This is a genomic window from Rhizobium sullae (genome assembly GCF_025200715.1).
Taxonomy (GTDB): domain Bacteria; phylum Pseudomonadota; class Alphaproteobacteria; order Rhizobiales; family Rhizobiaceae; genus Rhizobium; species Rhizobium sullae.
The window spans coordinates 2,980,370-2,996,557 of record NZ_CP104143.1 but is presented as its reverse complement, the minus strand read 5'-3'; the positions used below and the strand labels follow the sequence as shown (position 1 = coordinate 2,996,557).

Below are 16,188 nucleotides of genomic sequence, written 5' to 3'. Positions count from 1 at the left end.
AACTTGGAGAAAGCACGATGCAATCGACTGGTCCGACCATCCTCGTTATAGGTGCGACTGGAAAATTCGCCCGCCTCGTAGTGCCCGAACTCGCGCGACGAAAAGCTGTGGTACGTGCGCTTGTGCGCAAGCCCTCCCAAGGTGACGGCGCGCTGGCGGCGGGCGCAACAGAACTTGCGATCGGAGACCTTCGAAACGCCGACAGTCTCATCAGTGCAATGGCGGGGGTCGATGGCGTCTTTCATATTGGCCCTGCCTTCTCGCCCGATGAAGCCGCTATGGGCGTGGCGTTGGTCGAGGCCGCAGAGCGCGGTGGCGCGCGGAAGTTCGTTTTTTCTTCCGTCATCCAGCCCACGAACACGCGGCTGAAGAACCACGCCAGCAAGGTCCCCGTAGAGGATGCGCTGTATTCATCGAGCCTGGAGTACACGATCCTGCATCCGGCAAACTTCATGCAGAACATCGGTCTGGCGTGGCCCGGCGTTGTCGAAAGCGGCCGCTTTTCGGAACCCTTCCCGAATGAAGCCAAGGTTGCGCGCGTGGATTATCGCGACGTCGCGGAAGTGGCGGCCATCGCCTTGACGAGCGAACTGCTTGCTTATGCCACATTGGAGCTCTGTACGGGCATGTTCAATCGAAACGAGATCGCATCCATCATGTCGGAAGAACTCGGTCGGACCATCCAGGCGTGTGAGTCCAGCTTCTCGCAATGGGCCGCCGGTGCGCGCCTTCCATACGGCGATCGTGAGCTGCAGCTGCTCGCCGATGTTCATGAGCACTACAGCAAGTACGGTCTTGGGGGAAACAGCCTGTCGCTTGCCGCGGCTCTTGGACGAGAGCCTCGCTCGCTGCGTCAATATATCCGTGAGCTCGTCCAAGGCACCCCCTCTGTTGTTCCTGCGCAAGATAAGGAGAAGAAGCATGGCTGATTTCGAACGCCGGTCGCGGACAAGGAAGCTCCCTTCCTCGTTTACTGTTGTGGTGATGCCGCTGGTGCTTTCCGTCCTCATGTCGGGCATCGTGTCGGCTGTTGCGACTGGTGAACATAGGGCTTGGAGCCACCTTCATCACCAAATGGCCCGGTGCGTGGGGAACGTCCTGGGTGGTTGCGTTTCCCAGCCTGCTGATGATCCTTCCGGTGGTACGCCGTATCGTATCGGCAGTTGTCGAAACGCCGCGATGAGGCAGTAGATCGTGCGCCCATTTCTTTGTTTCGGCTGGCTCCAACGCTCACCGGTCTTATTCTGCAAGGCGCAATTGACAAACCGAGCTGCTAGCTTAGCACCTCCGTGTCAAACGCATCCACATCCTGCAGCAGTTCGACCAGCCCCTTGACCGCATGCGCGATCAGCGCTTCGCCCTTTTCGACCGTAGCGGCGGCGGCGTTCCCTGCTGCGCCTCGGGCATTCAGATCGGACATCTTCCAGCCGAAGGCGTGCGGTCCGTAGGCCCGCAGATGCTTGAAGCGTGTGATGAATTCAGACTGCTGCGAAGTAAAGTTCCGAGCTTCGGAGATCGCAACCTTGCCGGGATGCAATGCGAGCATCACCGAGGTTTCGATATCACCGCCATGGATGTCGATTGCTTTATTCTGCGCTGAGATCACGTCTTCCGGCACGCCGAAACGGGTCCAGCTGGTTGCGACGGCCAGCATGTTGAACTTCACTCGTGCTTCGGTCGCGACGATGGTCATCAGCGGCGAATTTCCGCCGTGGGCGTTCAGCATCATCAGCTTGCGAATGCCGAGATCGTGCAGCATTCCGGCAATCCCGAGCCAGCGGTGGATCGCTTCGCAGCAGGTCAGCGTCTTGGTACCGTCGACATCCATGTGTTCCATCGAATAGCCGATCGGCTCTGCGGGCAGGAAGGTGACAGGCAATGCGGAGGGAAGGGTGGCTTTCAGCCTTTCTACGATACCTTCGGCAATCAGCGTGTCGGTTTCGAAAGGAAGGTGTGGGCCATGTTGCTCGTGCGCGCCGAGCGGCAATACCGCGATCCAGTTCCGACGGTCTTCGGGCGAAAGTGCGGCGTCGTTGTCCGCGAAGTTCCGGGCAGGCGCTGTCATCCGGTTTCAATGCCCCTTGTTTATGACGTGAACCTGCGCAATGTCATAACGCAGCGTTATCACGGCTTAAAGATCAAAGGGATGGCGATGGGGAAGAAGCACAAAGACGGCAAGAAAAACAAGTCCAAGAAAAAGGACCAGACCGAATATACGCTTGCCGATCTTTCGCCGGCTTTGACGCAAGCTGCGCGGTCCATGCGCACGGTGCTCTCGCGTAATCTGCTTGAGAGTGGGCTTTACGCCGGCCAGGACGGCGTCATTCTTTTGCTTGCTGAAACCGATGGCATGACTGCAGGCGGGCTTGCGCAGAAACTCGGCGTCAAGGCGCCGACCATGACCCGCACCATCGGCCGCATGGAAGCCCAAGGCTTCCTCGAACGCAAACCGGATGCTGAAGATGCGCGGCTGACGAAGGTCTATCTCACCGAACTCGGCCGCGGCAGCGTGAAGGCAATTGAGATGGCGGCGTCGGCCTGCGACCGGACGGCTACGCTTGATTTTTCGGAGAAGGAAGTCCGCAATCTCGTGCGCTTGCTGAAGGCGATCGACAACAATCTGCAGGCCGAAGCCGTGCCGTTCGAAGAACCCGACGAAATTTGACAGCCGATTAAAATTCGGTTTGCCTCGCTGCGTTTAATCTTTTAATTAAACATTTTAAGGAGCGCTCTTTTCCGGTTTCGCGACGTGCTCCATATCTTGCGCGTTGCCTTGGGAGGATGCGTGGCACAAAAGATCAAACTTTCGACGATTGCCGAAACGCTCGGTATTTCAACGGCAACCGTATCGCTTGCCTTACGCGACAGCCCGCTCGTTGCGGGCAGTACGCGAGACAAGATCAAGGAACAGGCACGCGCGCTCGGCTATATTTACAACCGCCGTGCGGCGAGCCTGCGCACCTCTCGCTCAGGCATCGTCGGCGTCGTCGTGCACGACATCATGAACCCGTTCTACGGCGAAATCCTGAAGGCGATCGAAAGCGAGCTCGATCGCAGCCGTCATACCTTCATTCTGTCCAATCATTACGATTCGGTCGAGAAGCAGCGCACCTTCATCGAGACGCTGCTGCAGCTCGGCGGCGATGGCGTCATCATGTCGCCCGCGATCGGCACGCCACCGGAGGACATGCAGCTTGCCGAAGCCAACGGTATGCCGGCGATTCTGGTCGCACGCTCGATGGAGGGGATGGACCTGCCGACCTATCGTGGTGACGACAGCTACGGCATTTCGCTTGCCACCAATCACCTGATCGGGCTCGGCCACCGCTCTATCGCCATGATCGGCGGAACGGATCAAACCTCGACTGGCCGCGATCGCTATCAGGGCTATGTTAATGCGCTGCGCAAGGCGGAAATCGAAGTCGATCCGAACCTGCGCATTCCCGGTCCGCGCTCGATGCAGGGTGGGTTCGAGGCGGCTGTGCATTTCCTGTCGCTGCCGCAGAAGCCGACGGCTGCCGTCTGCTGGAACGATCTCGTCGCCATCGGGCTCATGAATGGCATTGCGCGTGCCGGTCTTGTGCCGGGCAAGGACATCTCGGTTACCGGCTATGACGATCTCGAAGAAGCCTCGCTGTCGACGCCAGCGCTGACGACGGTCTGGAACGGGCAGGCCGAAGTCGGCCGCCTTGCCGCCCGGGCGCTTCTCGATCGCTTGGCCGGCAGCCACGAGCCGGACGGCATCCACCTGATCAAACCCGAGATGCGCATCCGCCAGTCGACGAGCCCCTACAGACCCCGCCAGTAAGACAAGAGGAAGAGCCATGTCCCGCATTGCCATTCTCGTTCCAGGGAAGATACACGAGCGCGTTCTAGCGACCTTGAGGGACCGTTTCGAGATTGTCGCGATTGAGAACAACGAGACGCTGAAAATCGACGCCGACACCGCAAGCCGCATTCGCGGCGCGGCCGTCAGCGGCGCGTTTCCCGGCAGGTGGATGGATCAATTGCCGAGTCTCGAGGTGATCGCGAGCTTTGGTGTCGGTTATGACGCCGTGGACGTCAAGCATGCTGCTGAAAAGGGAATCGTCGTCACCAACACGCCAGATGTGTTAAACGACGAGGTCGCCGACACCGCAATCGGCCTGCTGCTCAACGCCGTCCGCGAGCTGCCGCGGGCGGAGAACTGGCTGCGCGAGGGCCACTGGAAGCCGGGTTCTGCCTACCCATTATCGCGCTTTTCCTTGAAGGGGCGGCATGTCGGTCTCTATGGCCTCGGCCGCATCGGTCAGGAGATCGCCAGGCGCCTCGAACCGTTCAAGGTGAAGATCAGCTATTATACGCGCACGAAGCATCCGGACGTCGCCTACGACTATCATGCGACGCTGAAAAGCCTTGCCGACGCCGTCGATACGCTGATTGCGATCGTGCCGAAGACCCCCCATACCCACAAGACCATCGACGCGGAGATCCTTTCGGCGCTCGGCCCCGACGGCGTTCTGATCAATGTCGGCCGCGGCTGGACGGTCGATGAAGCGGCACTCGTCTTGGCGCTGAAGAGCGGCGCGCTGGGTGCTGCGGGCCTGGATGTCTTCTACGACGAGCCGGTGGTTCCGGCCGAACTATTCAGCTTGCCGAATGCCGTGCTGCTGCCGCATGTCGCTTCCGCCTCGATCCCGACTCGCAACGCGATGGCCGATCTGGTTGCCAGCAATCTCATCGAATGGTTTGAGAAGGGCAGGCCGCTGGCGCCGGTGCCGGAGACACCTTCAAAGCGTTGATTCGTGGACCGCAGCCGGTTGCATCTTTCCGGCTGCATATTCCCTTGCCGCATCACCGAAGGCGGCGAAGATCTGGTTCGAGGGTTTGTCGGTTTCAGCCCAGTATTCCGGATGCCATTGCACACCGACGGCGAAGGCTTTGGCGTCGATGACGGAAACCGCCTCAATCGTTCCATCTTCGGCGATCGCCTCCACCTGCAGGCGAGGCGCCGTCCTGGCAATTGCCTGACGGTGCAGCGAGTTCACCTGGATTTCGCCGGGGCCGATGATGCGGGCGATGCAGGAGCCTTCCTTGACGAAAACGCTCTGGCGGATCGCATACATGCCGTCACGATCGACCTCGGCCGGCTTCCTGTGGTCCCAGATGCCTTCCTGCTCGTGAATTTCGCTGGCAAGCGAACCGCCGAGCGCGACATTCAGCTCTTGTATGCCGCGGCAGATCGCGAGCAGCGGGATGGCTCGATCGATTGCACGGCGGATGAGGGGTATGGCCGTTGCGTCACGCGCGGGATCGAAAGGCCCGTCGCTCTCACGGGATTCAACGCCATAGAGTGAGGGATGGACGTTGCTCGCGGAACCAGAAACGAGCAAGCCATCGACCCGGTCGAGGATTGCGTCCGTGTCGTAGCCTTCCTCGAACGCGGGGATGATGAAGGCCATGACGCCGGCTGCGTTCAGCGCGGCACGCACATACTGGTGCTGGACGGCATGCCAGTTGGCACCGTCGAGGGTGCGGATATCGGCAGGAACGGCGACGATCGGCTTGGTCATTTTCGGTCCGGAAAGCTCTCGATTTTTCTATTGTGAGAGCCGAGATCGGCGTCAATGTCAACGTCTCCGCGCAATGACGGGCCAAATTGCGGCTATCGGAGCCATCCAGGCGGAAGGCGCCTGCTAAACTGCTGATTCTTGATGGAAACACGGCGTCTGCCCAATTGCTGCCGTGATGCGAAAGTCTCATCGACTAAAGCTTGAAACGCAGGCGGCCACATGCTTAGCTCGCCTCCATTGCACCGGGTAGGGAAGAATTGTCCGTGCATACCATCTATACGGGAGGTTTTTGATGGATCGTCGTTCGTTTATTAAGAAGGCCGGAACTGCAGGGGCAGGTGCCGTTGCGGCAAGCGCACTCGCCGCACCAGCGATCGCGCAGGAGAATCCGAAGATTTCGTGGCGCATGACCTCTTCGTTCCCGAAGAGCCTGGACACGATCTTTGGTGGCGCGGAAGATATCGCCAAACATGTTTCTAATGCAACCGGCGGCAATTTCACGATCCAACCTTTTGCGGCCGGCGAGATCGTCCCCGCGCTGCAGGCAGCAGATGCAGTGACTTCCGGCACGGTCGAGGCGGCGCACACTACCTCCTATTATTTCGTCGGCAAGGATCCGACTTACGCCATCGGTACGGCCATTCCGTTCAGCCTCAACAGCCGTCTGACGAATGCATGGTATTATCAGGGCAACGGCAACACGTTGATGAATGAGTTCTTTGCCACGCAGGGTATATACGGCCTGCCGGCCGGCAATACCGGGGCGCAGATGGGCGGCTGGTTCCGCAAAGAAATCAATACGCTGGACGACCTCAAGGGCGTCAAGATGCGCATCGCCGGTCTTGCCGGGCAGGTCATGTCCAAGCTCGGCGTCATCCCGCAGCAGATCGGCGGCGCGGATATCTATCCGGCGCTCGAAAAGGGTACGATTGATGCCGCGGAATTCGTCGGTCCTTACGACGACCTGAAGCTCGGCTTTCACAAGGTGGCGAAGTACTACTATTATCCGGGCTTTTGGGAAGGCGGCCCGACGGTGCACGGGCTGTTCAATCTTGAAAAGTGGAGCAGCCTGCCGAAGCACTATCAGGCGGCCCTAACCGATGCCTGCGCCTTCGCAAATACGAACATGCTGGCGAAATACGATATGAAGAACCCTTCAGCGCTGAAGCAGCTCGTCGCCGAAGGTGCGACGCTGCGTCCCTTCAGCCAGGAAATTCTGGAAGCTGCTTTCCAGGTTTCGACCGGCCTCTACGCTGATATCTCGAGTTCGAACCCGTCTTTCAAGAAGATCTACGACGACCAGACCGCATTCAAGCGTGACGCTTATCTCTGGATGCAGCTCTCGGAATATACGTTCGACACTTTCATGATGATCCAGCAGCGGTCGGGCAAGCTCTAGGCGGCTGATTCCTTCTGCGCGTTCATCACATCTGCCAAAAAGAAGCCCCGGATCGAAATTCGGGGCTTCTTCATTGCATTCAATTGATCTTCGGCGGCTGGCTGAGATCGGGTGGCGGTGCCGGCTGTGCCGGATTGGCCGGCGCGGGCGTCGCAGGAGCCGGTTGCTGACCGGGCAAGCCGTTCAGTGGCGGCAAGGTGAGACCCGGAATCTGTGGTGAACCGCCGCCGCCAGGTGCCGGCGGCAACGAGAGCTGGTTGCCGCCGAAGCCGGGTATTTCGATCTTGATCGTATTGAGGTCGACGGCCGGACCCTTGTTCAGCCAGTAGGTCACGGATTGCGGCCAGAAGATCACGACTGCAACAAGGATGAGCTGCATGACGACCCAGGGGATTGCGCCCATGTAGATATCCCGCGACTTCACGTCGCGGCTTGCGATGGAGCGCAGATAGAAGAGCGCGAAGCCGAAGGGCGGATGCATGAAGCTGGTCTGCATGTTTACGCAGATGAGCACGCCAAACCAGATCAGGTCGATACCGAGCGCCGAAGCAACGGGTGCCAGCATTGGGATGACGATGAAGGCGATTTCGAAGAAATCGAGGAAGAAGGCGAGGACGAAGATGAAGACGTTGACGAAGATCAGGAAGCCGACCTGGCCGCCGGGGATGCCGGACAGCATGTGCTCGATCCAGCGCGAACCATCCATGCCCTGAAAGACGAGGCTGAAGCAGGTTGAGCCGATCAGGATCATCACCACCATCGAGGTGATATGCATTGTCGATGTCATGGCTTCGCGGACTAGCGGCCAGGTGAGGCGGCGATGGAGCGCTGCGAGTACCATGGCGCCCACGCCGCCGAGGGCGCCGGCCTCCGTTGGCGTTGCAAGGCCCATGAAGATCGTGCCAAGCACGAGGAAGATGAGGACGACGGAAGGCACCATGCCGGCCAGCACCTTCATTAGCAGTCCCCAGTTGAACTCGCCGCGCACCTCCTTCGGCAGCGGCGGCATCAAGCCTGGTCGGAAGATGGACAGGAACAGGATGAAACCCAGGAAGATCGCGACCTGCAGGACCGAAGGGCCGATGGCGCCGAGATACATGTCGCCGACCGATCTGCCGAGCTGGTCGGCAAGAACGACGAGCACGAGCGAGGGCGGGATGACCTGCGTGATCGTGCCCGATGCTGCAATGACGCCGGTCGCGAGCCGCGGATTATAGCCGTAGCGCAGCATGATCGGCAGCGAGATCACACCCATGGTGATGACCGATGCCGCAACCGTGCCGGTGATGGCGCCGAGAACAGCGCCGACGAGGATGACGGCATAGGCCAGACCGCCTGGAACGGCGCCGAAAAGCTTACCCGTTCCTTCGAGGAGATCCTCCGCCAGGCCGCACCTTTCCAGAATGGCGCCCATGAAGGTGAAGAAGGGAATGGCAAGCAGCAGGTCGTTGGAAACGATGCCGAAGACGCGAAGGGGCAGGGCCTGCAAAAAGGCCTCGCTGAAATGGCCGGTTGCTATGCCGATGATGCCGAAGAAAAGGCCGACGGCCGCGAGCGAAAAGGCGACCGGAAACCCGTAGAGCATGAAGATGACCATGCCAAGAAACATCGCCGGCGGAATGATACCGAAGTCAAACAAGTCCGTTCCTCCCGGAGAGCTTTATTGCAGGGGCTTTTCGTATTTCGTTTCGAGCTGGATGTAGCCACTCAACGCGGCGACCCTCTTGATGAGTTCCGAAATACCCTGCAGCACCAGGAGTGCGAAACCTGCGAAAAGAATAAGCTTGACCGGCCAGCGAATGAGCCCTCCGGCATTGGCGGATATCTCACCTTGCTGGAAGGCGATCACGAAATAGGGCCAGCACAGGTAAGCCAGGAAGAAGCAGGCCGGAATCAGGAAGACGATCAGGCCGATGATATCGATCCAGATTCTGGCTTTGTCGGAAACCGATCCGTAGATCAGATCCACCCGCACGTGCTCGTTGTTGCGCAGCGTATGAGCTGCTCCGAGCACGACGATGTAAGCAAAGAGATACCATTGAATCTCCAGCCACCCGTTCGAGCTGTAATTGAAGAGATAGCGGACGGTTGCGTTGCCCGCGCTGATGAGGCAGCAGAAAAGCACCATGTAATCCGCGGTTTTTCCGATAAACTGGCTGACGCTATCGATCAGCCGGCTGACGCTTAGGAACGCCGGCATGCCTTCTCCCCTTATCTGCCTTTGCGGCAAGTTCTCCCTTTTTGAATTTGCTTAAACTACGGTTTCCGAAATTGAAAGAATAAACGGCCCTGTAGGATTTTAGTCGTAGATACTGGCTGCCGCGGCATGGCTGCAGCATGTACGATCAGCAACCTAAGCGTGGTTTATTTTTCCACGAACCTCGCCATAAGGCTGTGAAGAGTGTTTTAAACTTTGAAATTCCCTCTAAGGTTTTAGAAAAAACAACCAAATACATAGAGTCAAGGAAATCAATTTTTAAAGGGTTCTCCGTATTATCCCGGCGCACAGGGAAAGTATGGATGAAGCCACATAACCCGAACAGGGTCCCTACGGACGTGTATCTGTCGTTTGTGAGTTCTCTTTCCGGGAACCGCATGACGCTCCTTGCCGGCGTTATTGTGCATGTCGCGACCTTCCTGGCGGTTGCAGCCAAGACGCAATCCCTCGTCTACGTGCTGCTGTCGGCTGCAGCTCTCCTGGTCTTCTGCATCCGCATGGTCATCTTCCGGCGGTTCGATCGTGTGGACAAGGCGAAACTGTCGCGCGTCGGCATCGAGCGCTGGGAGCGGATACTCGTTGCCGCTGCAGCCTGCACCACCGCCATCCTCGGCATCGGCAGCGGCTACGCCATCTTCGTCGTCCGCGATTCCTTCGCTGAGCTCGCCTGCATCTCCGTCACCATGGCGACCATGGTTTCTGTCGTCGGCCGCAATTATGGCTCGCGGCTGGCGGTTGACCTGCAGACTTTCTCCTGCTGCCTGCCGATGATCGTCTGCAGCCTGATGGCGTTGGATTTCTATCGCGGCATCCTCTCGATCTTCCTCATTCCCTTCTGGCTGACGACGCGGGCGATGGCCAATGGCGTGCGCGAGTTCCTTTATGAGAATGTCATAGCCCACCGGCAGATATCGCTGATCGCCGATCGTTTTGATACCGCGCTCAACAATATGCCGCACGGCCTAGTGATGGTCGATCCATCGAACCGTATCCAGGTGATTAACCGCAAGGCCTGCGAGCTTCTCAAGATCGGCGATCCGGACCGATTGAAGGATCGCGATCTTGGTGCCGTCCTGCGCTACGGCGCGCGCTATAGCTTCATGGACGCCTCGCAACCGGAGCTGATCCTGCGGCAGCTGACCCAGGTTGCCGAGGAAGGCCTGTCGCGCACTCTGATCCATTTCCCCGAGAGTCTGTCGCTGGAATTTTCTGCGAAACGCCGCGCGGACGGCGGCGCCGTTTTGATCTTCGAGGACGTGTCGAGCCGCGTGAAGGCGGAGCAGAAGATCCTGCATATGGTCCGCTTCGATGCCCTGACCGGCCTGCCGAACCGCGAATATTTCGGTCATCTCGTCCAGGAATACCTCGACCGTCACCCGAAACGGCGCGGGCCGCTGGGTTTCATGGTTCTCGACATCGACGAGTTCAAGCACGTTAACGATATGCGCGGCCATATCACGGGTGACCATCTGCTCTGTGCGATCGCGGCGCGGGTCAAGGTTGAAGCAGGCAATGCCATCGTCGGCCGTCTCATGGGCGACCAGTTCGTCATCTTCTTCCCGCATACCAAGAGCAGCGAAGCGCTCGATGCCGAAATCCGCAGGGTGCATACCGCTATCCAGGGCAATTACGACGTGGACGAGGTGACCTTCCTCGTGTCGCTCAGCGCCGGCTATGCGGTCCTCGAAAGCAATGCATTTGCAATGGAAGAATGGAGCATCAAAGCGGACCTCGCGCTCTTTGAAAGCAAATCGCGGTTGCGTGGCGGCATCACCGGCTTCGAACACGAAATGGATGGCCGCTATATCGAGCAGCAGAAGCTGAAGGCGGATTTGCGCGAGGCGGTGGCTGCGGACGCGTTGAGCGTCGCCTTTCAACCGATGTTCAAAGCCGATGGAACGCGCATCGAATGCGCCGAGGCGCTGGCGCGCTGGGTCCACCCGGAAAAGGGCGCTATTCCGCCGGATGTCTTCATCGGTCTTGCCGAGGAGATGGGCATCATATCGGACATCACGCGGTTCATACTTTTCAAGGCCTGCATCGAATGCGTGACTTGGCCCGATCACATCGCGATATCGGTCAATCTTTCGGCACGCGACCTGCGTGACAACGATATCCTTGCCGTCGTTTCGGAGGCGCTTTCGACATCCGGCCTCAAGGCGTCGCGGCTGCATCTCGAAATTACGGAAAGCTGTCTCATCGATGAGCCTGCGGCGGTGCGCGCCATTCTCGCGGAACTGCGCTCCCACGGCATCACCATAGCGATCGACGACTTCGGCACGGGCTTCTCCAGCCTTAGCTATCTCGATACATTGCCGCTTGATATTGTGAAGATCGACCGCTCCTTCGTTCGCAATATCGCGGAAGATACGCGCCGACTGAAGCTATTGCGCGGCACGGTCAACCTTGCTCGCGAACTCGGGCTCAAGATTGTCATCGAAGGTGTGGAAACTCTCGAGCAACTGGCGTTGCTCAACAAGCATCGCAGCGCGGATCTCGTGCAGGGCTATGTCTTCTCTGCGCCAGTACCCTCAAAAGAGATCGGCATCCTTTCGCAAGCACTGAGCCGCCGCGCCGCCCAGCGCCGCCGCAGCAAGGTCGCTTGAGCCGACCGCGCCCTCGCTGTAAGAGCCCGCCTAACCGCGGCTGTTAACCTTAATAATTCAAATACGTCAAAAATTATTGATAGTTCTTGCTCTTTGCTCGGCCAGATATGATTAATGGCCCGTTAACAGCGGGGGCATTAATGGCGTCAATCCCTTTGAATACAAGTGACTTTTCAAGGAAGCTTCTCGAAATTCTGGATCACGTTGAATATCGCCGCATCGAAAGCACCGAGGACATGGAGGATGTCGAGCGGTTGCGCTGGAAGGCCTACAAGGCTCACGACGTGCTGGCGCTCGCCCCCAAGGGGCTGTTGGACGATAGCGATTTCGACAGCCATGCCTATGTCTTCGGCCTCTACTACTACGGCGAATTGGTCAGCACCATCCGACTCCACTATGCGACGCCGGAGCATCGCGTCACCCAATCCGGTGGCGCCTTTCCCGAGGCGATCGATGCGCTTCTGGACGCGGGGCTGACCCTGATCGATCCGGCGCGCTTTGCGGCCGATCCCGAACTGACCGCTGACCTGCCGTGGATTCCCTATCTGACGCTGAGGCCCAGCATCGTCGCGGCGGCGTATTTCCGTGCCGCCCGCGTTCTTCAGTTCTGCCGGCCTCCGCATGCCGCTTTCTACAAGCGTGTCTTCTATGCTGATACGATCGTGCCAGGCCGGCTCGCGAAGAATTACGGAATCGACATGACGCTGATGGCGACGAATGTCATCGAAGTCGGCCGCAAGCTTCTGACGCGCTATCCCTTCTTCATTTCCAGCGCCAGCGAACAGCGCATGATGTTCTCCCGCGACCCCGACAGCACGCTGCCATCGCTCACCATCATCCCCACCGCTCGCTTCGTGCCGGAGGGCCAACTCGGCACCGATCTGCCGCTTTGAAAGCCGCGCTCATGAAATGCCGAAGCGTACCGGCTGCGGCATTCTCATGCATTGCGCTTTTCCCAGGCTTTGTGTAAGCCCTGAATGGGATCAGTCCCTCGCGAAGGCAGGGGAATCATGGCATTCAGGCGGCCCGTATCATCCATGCGGGCGGGTATTGAGGGAGACGAAATTTCATGGCCGAAGAAAACAATGGACCCGTCGAAGTCGGCGCGCCGATGGACTACACGGAACATGAACAAACCTATAATCTGTTCATCTCGGCTGCGAAATACGGCACGATGTTCCTCGTCGCTTTGCTGCTTGGCATGGCAGCTGGTTTTTTCACCAGCAGCGGCTTTCTCGGCGGTCTTCTGGTCTTTCTCATCATCTTCGTTGCCGGCATCGTCCTGCTACGCTGACCGCAGCAGGCGAGGAGCGGCATTTCCGAATTTTTGAATAGGTGCTTGGCCCGAGCGGGTGAGCCCGCGGTGGTCTGGCTGACCCGGAGGAGGGGCAGTTGGGCAATATCGTTTTCATTGCAAAAGAATCGACCGGTTCCGAGACACGTGTTGCGGCGTCCGCAGAGACCGTGAAGAAGATGAAGAACATCGGCTTCGACGTTGTGGTCGAGGCAGGCGCGGGCGCTCAGTCGCGCATACCGGACAGCGAATTCGAGGCTGCAGGGGCGCGAATCGGCTCCGCAAGTGATGCGGCAACTGCGGACGTGGTGCTGAAGGTGCGCCGCCCGACAGAGGCGGAGATCGCAGGCTATAAGAGCGGTGCAGTCGTCATCGCGATCATGGATCCCTACGGAAACGACGAGGTGATTGCAGCGATGGCGAAAGCGGGCCTTTCTGTCTTCGCGATGGAACTGATGCCGCGTATCACTCGCGCGCAATCCATGGACGTTCTTTCATCTCAGGCAAATCTTGCGGGCTATCAGGCCATCATCGAAGCGGCGGCGGCTTATGATCGCGCCCTGCCAATGATGATGACAGCGGCAGGCACCGTTCCGGCCGCCAAGGTTTTTGTGATGGGGGCAGGCGTGGCAGGCCTCCAGGCGATTGCGACGGCGCGCCGCCTCGGCGCTGCGGTCTCGGCCACGGACGTTCGCCCCGCTGCCAAGGAGCAGGTCGCCTCGCTCGGCGCCAAGTTCATCGCTGTCGAGGACGGGGAGTTCAAGGCGGCGGAGACGGCGGGCGGCTACGCCAAGGAAATGTCCCAGGAATACCAGGCAAAACAGGCAGCCCTCGTTGCCGAGCATATCGCCAAGCAGGACATCGTCATCACCACGGCACTGATCCCTGGACGCGCTGCGCCGAAGCTCGTATCGCGCAAGATGCTGGCTTCGATGAAGCCCGGCGCCGTTGCCGTCGATCTGGCGGTCGAGCGTGGCGGCAATGTCGAAGGGGTGGTTGCAGACGAGGTCGTTGAGGTCGAAGGCGTGAAGGTGATCGGCTTTGCCAACATGCCGGGCCGGATCGCCACCAGCGCTTCGGCGCTCTATGCCAAGAACCTCGTCACCTTCCTCGAGACCATGGTCAACAAGGAAACGAAGAGCGTTATCTTGAACCTCGATGATGAACTCATCAAGGCAACCATGCTGACCTATGCGGGCGATGTCGTGCACCCGGCATTCGGCGGGACGAAGAAGGGGGACAACTGATGGCCAGTGAAGCAATGGACAAGGCGCTGGAGCAGCTCGACCAAGCGGTCAACGCAGTCGTGACTGCGGCCGCGCAGGCACCGGAAGCGGCAAGTGCGGCGACGGGCGGGGCGATCGATCCCTTCATCTTTCAGTTCGCGATATTCGTGCTGGCGATCTTCGTCGGCTATTACGTCGTCTGGTCCGTGACCCCTGCGCTGCATACGCCACTGATGGCCGTCACCAACGCCATCTCCTCGGTCATCGTTGTCGGCGCTCTGCTTGCGGTCGGCATTTCGGCAAGCGGGCTTGCGACCGGCCTCGGCTTCGTCGCGCTTGTTCTCGTCTCGGTCAATATCTTCGGCGGTTTCCTCGTCACGCAGCGCATGCTGGCGATGTACCGCAAGAAAGACAAGTGAGGCCGGACGAATGACCAATATCGCAGCTTTCCTCTATCTCGTCTCCGGCGTGCTTTTCATCCTGGCGCTCCGCGGCCTCTCCCACCCGGCCACCAGCCGCAAGGGCAATCTCTACGGCATGATCGGCATGGGGATCGCGATCCTCACGACGCTGGTGCTGGCAACGCCTTCTTTCACCGGCTTCGTGCTGATCGTGCTCGGACTGGCAATCGGCGGCGGGGCGGGCGCCTATATCGCCCGCGTCATTCCGATGACCTCGATGCCGCAGCTGGTGGCAGGCTTCCACTCATTGGTTGGTCTTGCCGCCGTGCTCGTTGCGGCCTCCGCGCTTTATACACCCGCCTCCTTCGGCATCGGCGATATCGGCTCGGTCCGTGGAGAGGCGCGTATCGAGATGGCGATCGGCGCTGCGATCGGTGCGCTCACCTTTACCGGCTCGATTATCGCCTTCCTGAAGCTCGACGGGCGGATGTCCGGCAAGCCTATCCTCCTGCCCTTCCGGCACATTATCAACATTGCGCTGCTGGCACTGATTGTGCTCTTCATCGTCGGGCTCGCTGCAACGGAAAGCCATTTCGACTTTTGGGCCGTGGTGGCGCTTTCGCTGGCGCTTGGCGTGCTGCTGATCGTGCCGATCGGGGGCGCGGACATGCCGGTGGTCGTCTCAATGCTGAACTCCTATTCCGGCTGGGCGGCCGCCGGGATCGGTTTCACGCTTGGCAATCTCGCCCTGATCATAACCGGTGCGCTGGTCGGCTCTTCGGGCGCGATCCTCTCCTATATCATGTGCAAGGGCATGAACCGTTCGTTCATATCCGTCATCCTCGGAGGCTTCGGCGGCGAGACTTCTGCAGGTGCTGCGGATAATTCCGACAAGACCGTCAAACTCGGCTCGGCGGAGGATGCAGCCTATCTGATGGCGAACGCTTCCAAGGTCATCATCGTGCCGGGCTACGGCATGGCGGTCGCACAAGCGCAACATGCGCTGCGTGAACTGGCCGACAACCTCAAGAAGGCAGGCGTCGAGGTCAAATACGCAATCCATCCGGTCGCAGGCCGCATGCCCGGCCACATGAACGTGCTGCTGGCCGAAGCAAATGTGCCCTATGACGAGGTCTTTGAGCTCGAGGACATCAACTCCGACTTCGGCCAGGCCGATGTCGCTTATGTCATCGGTGCCAACGACGTCACCAATCCAGCGGCGCGCGATGACAAGACCTCGCCGATCTACGGGATGCCGATCCTCGATGTCGACAAGGCCAAGACCTGCCTCTTCGTCAAGCGCTCGCTTGGCTCCGGCTATGCCGGCATAGACAATACGCTCTTCTACAAGGACGGCACGATGATGCTGCTTGGCGACGCCAAGAAGGTTACCGAAGAGATCAACAAGGCGATCGGCCACTGAGCCATGGCCCGGCTCCGAGCCGAGTGTTCATAGCGGCGTGCCAGTCGAAGAAAAAGGCCCGCCTGGGCG

The 16,188-nt window shown here is 59.3% G+C and carries 15 protein-coding genes and 1 pseudogene; 12 read left to right on the top strand and 4 right to left on the bottom strand.

Annotated elements, in window-relative coordinates:
* Positions 1–17 precede the first annotated feature (17 nt).
* Both N2599_RS15155 and N2599_RS15150 read left to right on the top strand, forming a co-directional pair.
* Positions 18–929: an NmrA/HSCARG family protein gene (locus N2599_RS15155; protein ID WP_051336450.1), complete on the top strand. Its 912-nt coding sequence runs from the start codon at positions 18–20 to the stop codon at positions 927–929.
* Positions 922–1,183, top strand: a pseudogene (locus tag N2599_RS15150) (DUF2798 domain-containing protein). The gene N2599_RS15155 and the pseudogene N2599_RS15150 overlap by 8 nt, the downstream one beginning before the upstream one ends.
* 90 nt (positions 1,184–1,273) lie before the next feature.
* On the opposite strand, the gene N2599_RS15145 reads toward N2599_RS15150, so the two are convergent.
* Positions 1,274–2,065: a creatininase family protein gene (locus N2599_RS15145; RefSeq protein ID WP_027507967.1), complete on the bottom strand. Its 792-nt coding sequence runs from the start codon at positions 2,063–2,065 to the stop codon at positions 1,274–1,276.
* A gap of 87 nt (positions 2,066–2,152) precedes the next feature.
* Between N2599_RS15145 and N2599_RS15140 the strand changes: the two genes are divergently transcribed.
* The 3 genes from N2599_RS15140 (at position 2,153) to N2599_RS15130 (ending at position 4,781) form a co-directional block, all read left to right on the top strand.
* A complete protein-coding gene (locus N2599_RS15140; RefSeq protein WP_027507968.1) occupies positions 2,153–2,665 on the top strand; it encodes a MarR family winged helix-turn-helix transcriptional regulator in 513 nt (170 codons plus the stop codon).
* Between the two features lie 120 nt (positions 2,666–2,785).
* Complete coding sequence (locus tag N2599_RS15135; protein ID WP_027507969.1) at positions 2,786–3,808, top strand: LacI family DNA-binding transcriptional regulator; 1,023 nt, start codon at positions 2,786–2,788, stop codon at positions 3,806–3,808.
* Positions 3,809–3,824: 16 nt separating this feature from the next.
* The gene (locus N2599_RS15130) at positions 3,825–4,781 is read left to right on the top strand and encodes a 2-hydroxyacid dehydrogenase (protein WP_027507970.1); all 957 of its coding nucleotides are present in this window, start codon (positions 3,825–3,827) and stop codon (positions 4,779–4,781) included.
* Here N2599_RS15130 and N2599_RS15125 read toward each other — a convergent pair.
* A complete protein-coding gene (locus N2599_RS15125) occupies positions 4,770–5,552 on the bottom strand; it encodes a gamma-glutamyl-gamma-aminobutyrate hydrolase family protein (protein ID WP_027507971.1) in 783 nt (260 codons plus the stop codon). The genes N2599_RS15130 and N2599_RS15125 overlap by 12 nt on opposite strands.
* A gap of 292 nt (positions 5,553–5,844) precedes the next feature.
* On the opposite strand from N2599_RS15125, the gene N2599_RS15120 reads away from it, so the two are divergent.
* Positions 5,845–6,951: a TRAP transporter substrate-binding protein gene (locus N2599_RS15120; RefSeq protein WP_027507972.1), complete on the top strand. Its 1,107-nt coding sequence runs from the start codon at positions 5,845–5,847 to the stop codon at positions 6,949–6,951.
* A gap of 79 nt (positions 6,952–7,030) precedes the next feature.
* Here N2599_RS15120 and N2599_RS15115 read toward each other — a convergent pair whose 3' ends face one another.
* Both N2599_RS15115 and N2599_RS15110 read right to left on the bottom strand, forming a co-directional pair.
* Positions 7,031–8,590: a TRAP transporter large permease gene (locus N2599_RS15115; RefSeq protein ID WP_027507973.1), complete on the bottom strand. Its 1,560-nt coding sequence runs from the start codon at positions 8,588–8,590 to the stop codon at positions 7,031–7,033.
* A 21-nt stretch (positions 8,591–8,611) separates the two neighbouring features.
* Complete coding sequence (locus N2599_RS15110) at positions 8,612–9,151, bottom strand: TRAP transporter small permease subunit (RefSeq protein WP_027507974.1); 540 nt, start codon at positions 9,149–9,151, stop codon at positions 8,612–8,614.
* Between the two features lie 320 nt (positions 9,152–9,471).
* Here N2599_RS15110 and N2599_RS15105 point away from each other — a divergent pair, with 320 nt between their 5' ends.
* From N2599_RS15105 to N2599_RS15080, 6 genes are all read left to right on the top strand, one after another.
* Entirely contained in the window at positions 9,472–11,775 is a 2,304-nt protein-coding gene (locus tag N2599_RS15105) for a putative bifunctional diguanylate cyclase/phosphodiesterase (RefSeq protein WP_027507975.1), read from the top strand.
* 140 nt (positions 11,776–11,915) lie between these two features.
* Positions 11,916–12,668 (top strand): N-acyl amino acid synthase FeeM domain-containing protein, encoded by a 753-nt coding sequence (locus N2599_RS15100; RefSeq protein ID WP_027507976.1) that lies wholly within the window; start codon positions 11,916–11,918, stop codon positions 12,666–12,668.
* A gap of 176 nt (positions 12,669–12,844) precedes the next feature.
* Positions 12,845–13,069 (top strand): aa3-type cytochrome c oxidase subunit IV, encoded by a 225-nt coding sequence (locus N2599_RS15095; RefSeq protein ID WP_027507977.1) that lies wholly within the window; start codon positions 12,845–12,847, stop codon positions 13,067–13,069.
* A gap of 98 nt (positions 13,070–13,167) precedes the next feature.
* Positions 13,168–14,316, top strand: coding sequence for a Re/Si-specific NAD(P)(+) transhydrogenase subunit alpha (locus tag N2599_RS15090; RefSeq protein WP_027507978.1), 1,149 nt, complete (start codon positions 13,168–13,170; stop codon positions 14,314–14,316).
* The gene (locus N2599_RS15085) at positions 14,316–14,714 is read left to right on the top strand and encodes a proton-translocating transhydrogenase family protein (protein ID WP_027507979.1); all 399 of its coding nucleotides are present in this window, start codon (positions 14,316–14,318) and stop codon (positions 14,712–14,714) included. The genes N2599_RS15090 and N2599_RS15085 overlap by 1 nt, the downstream gene beginning before the upstream one ends.
* Before the next feature lie 10 nt (positions 14,715–14,724).
* Complete coding sequence (locus N2599_RS15080; protein WP_027507980.1) at positions 14,725–16,119, top strand: NAD(P)(+) transhydrogenase (Re/Si-specific) subunit beta; 1,395 nt, start codon at positions 14,725–14,727, stop codon at positions 16,117–16,119.
* Positions 16,120–16,188: the final 69 nt, after the last annotated feature.

Bases quoted from the DNA above. Each gene is read 5' to 3' on its own strand.
- N2599_RS15085 (WP_027507979.1), top strand. From the start codon at position 14,316: ATGGCCAGTGAAGCAATGGACAAGGCGCTGGAGCAGCTCGACCAAGCG.
- N2599_RS15095 (WP_027507977.1), top strand. From the start codon at position 12,845: ATGGCCGAAGAAAACAATGGACCCGTCGAAGTCGGCGCGCCGATGGAC.
- N2599_RS15110 (WP_027507974.1), bottom strand. From the start codon at position 9,151: ATGCCGGCGTTCCTAAGCGTCAGCCGGCTGATCGATAGCGTCAGCCAG.
- N2599_RS15100 (WP_027507976.1), top strand. From the start codon at position 11,916: ATGGCGTCAATCCCTTTGAATACAAGTGACTTTTCAAGGAAGCTTCTC.
- N2599_RS15145 (WP_027507967.1), bottom strand. From the start codon at position 2,065: ATGACAGCGCCTGCCCGGAACTTCGCGGACAACGACGCCGCACTTTCG.
- N2599_RS15080 (WP_027507980.1), top strand. From the start codon at position 14,725: ATGACCAATATCGCAGCTTTCCTCTATCTCGTCTCCGGCGTGCTTTTC.
- N2599_RS15125 (WP_027507971.1), bottom strand. From the start codon at position 5,552: ATGACCAAGCCGATCGTCGCCGTTCCTGCCGATATCCGCACCCTCGAC.
- N2599_RS15140 (WP_027507968.1), top strand. From the start codon at position 2,153: ATGGGGAAGAAGCACAAAGACGGCAAGAAAAACAAGTCCAAGAAAAAG.
- N2599_RS15130 (WP_027507970.1), top strand. From the start codon at position 3,825: ATGTCCCGCATTGCCATTCTCGTTCCAGGGAAGATACACGAGCGCGTT.
- N2599_RS15120 (WP_027507972.1), top strand. From the start codon at position 5,845: ATGGATCGTCGTTCGTTTATTAAGAAGGCCGGAACTGCAGGGGCAGGT.
- N2599_RS15105 (WP_027507975.1), top strand. From the start codon at position 9,472: ATGAAGCCACATAACCCGAACAGGGTCCCTACGGACGTGTATCTGTCG.
- N2599_RS15155 (WP_051336450.1), top strand. From the start codon at position 18: ATGCAATCGACTGGTCCGACCATCCTCGTTATAGGTGCGACTGGAAAA.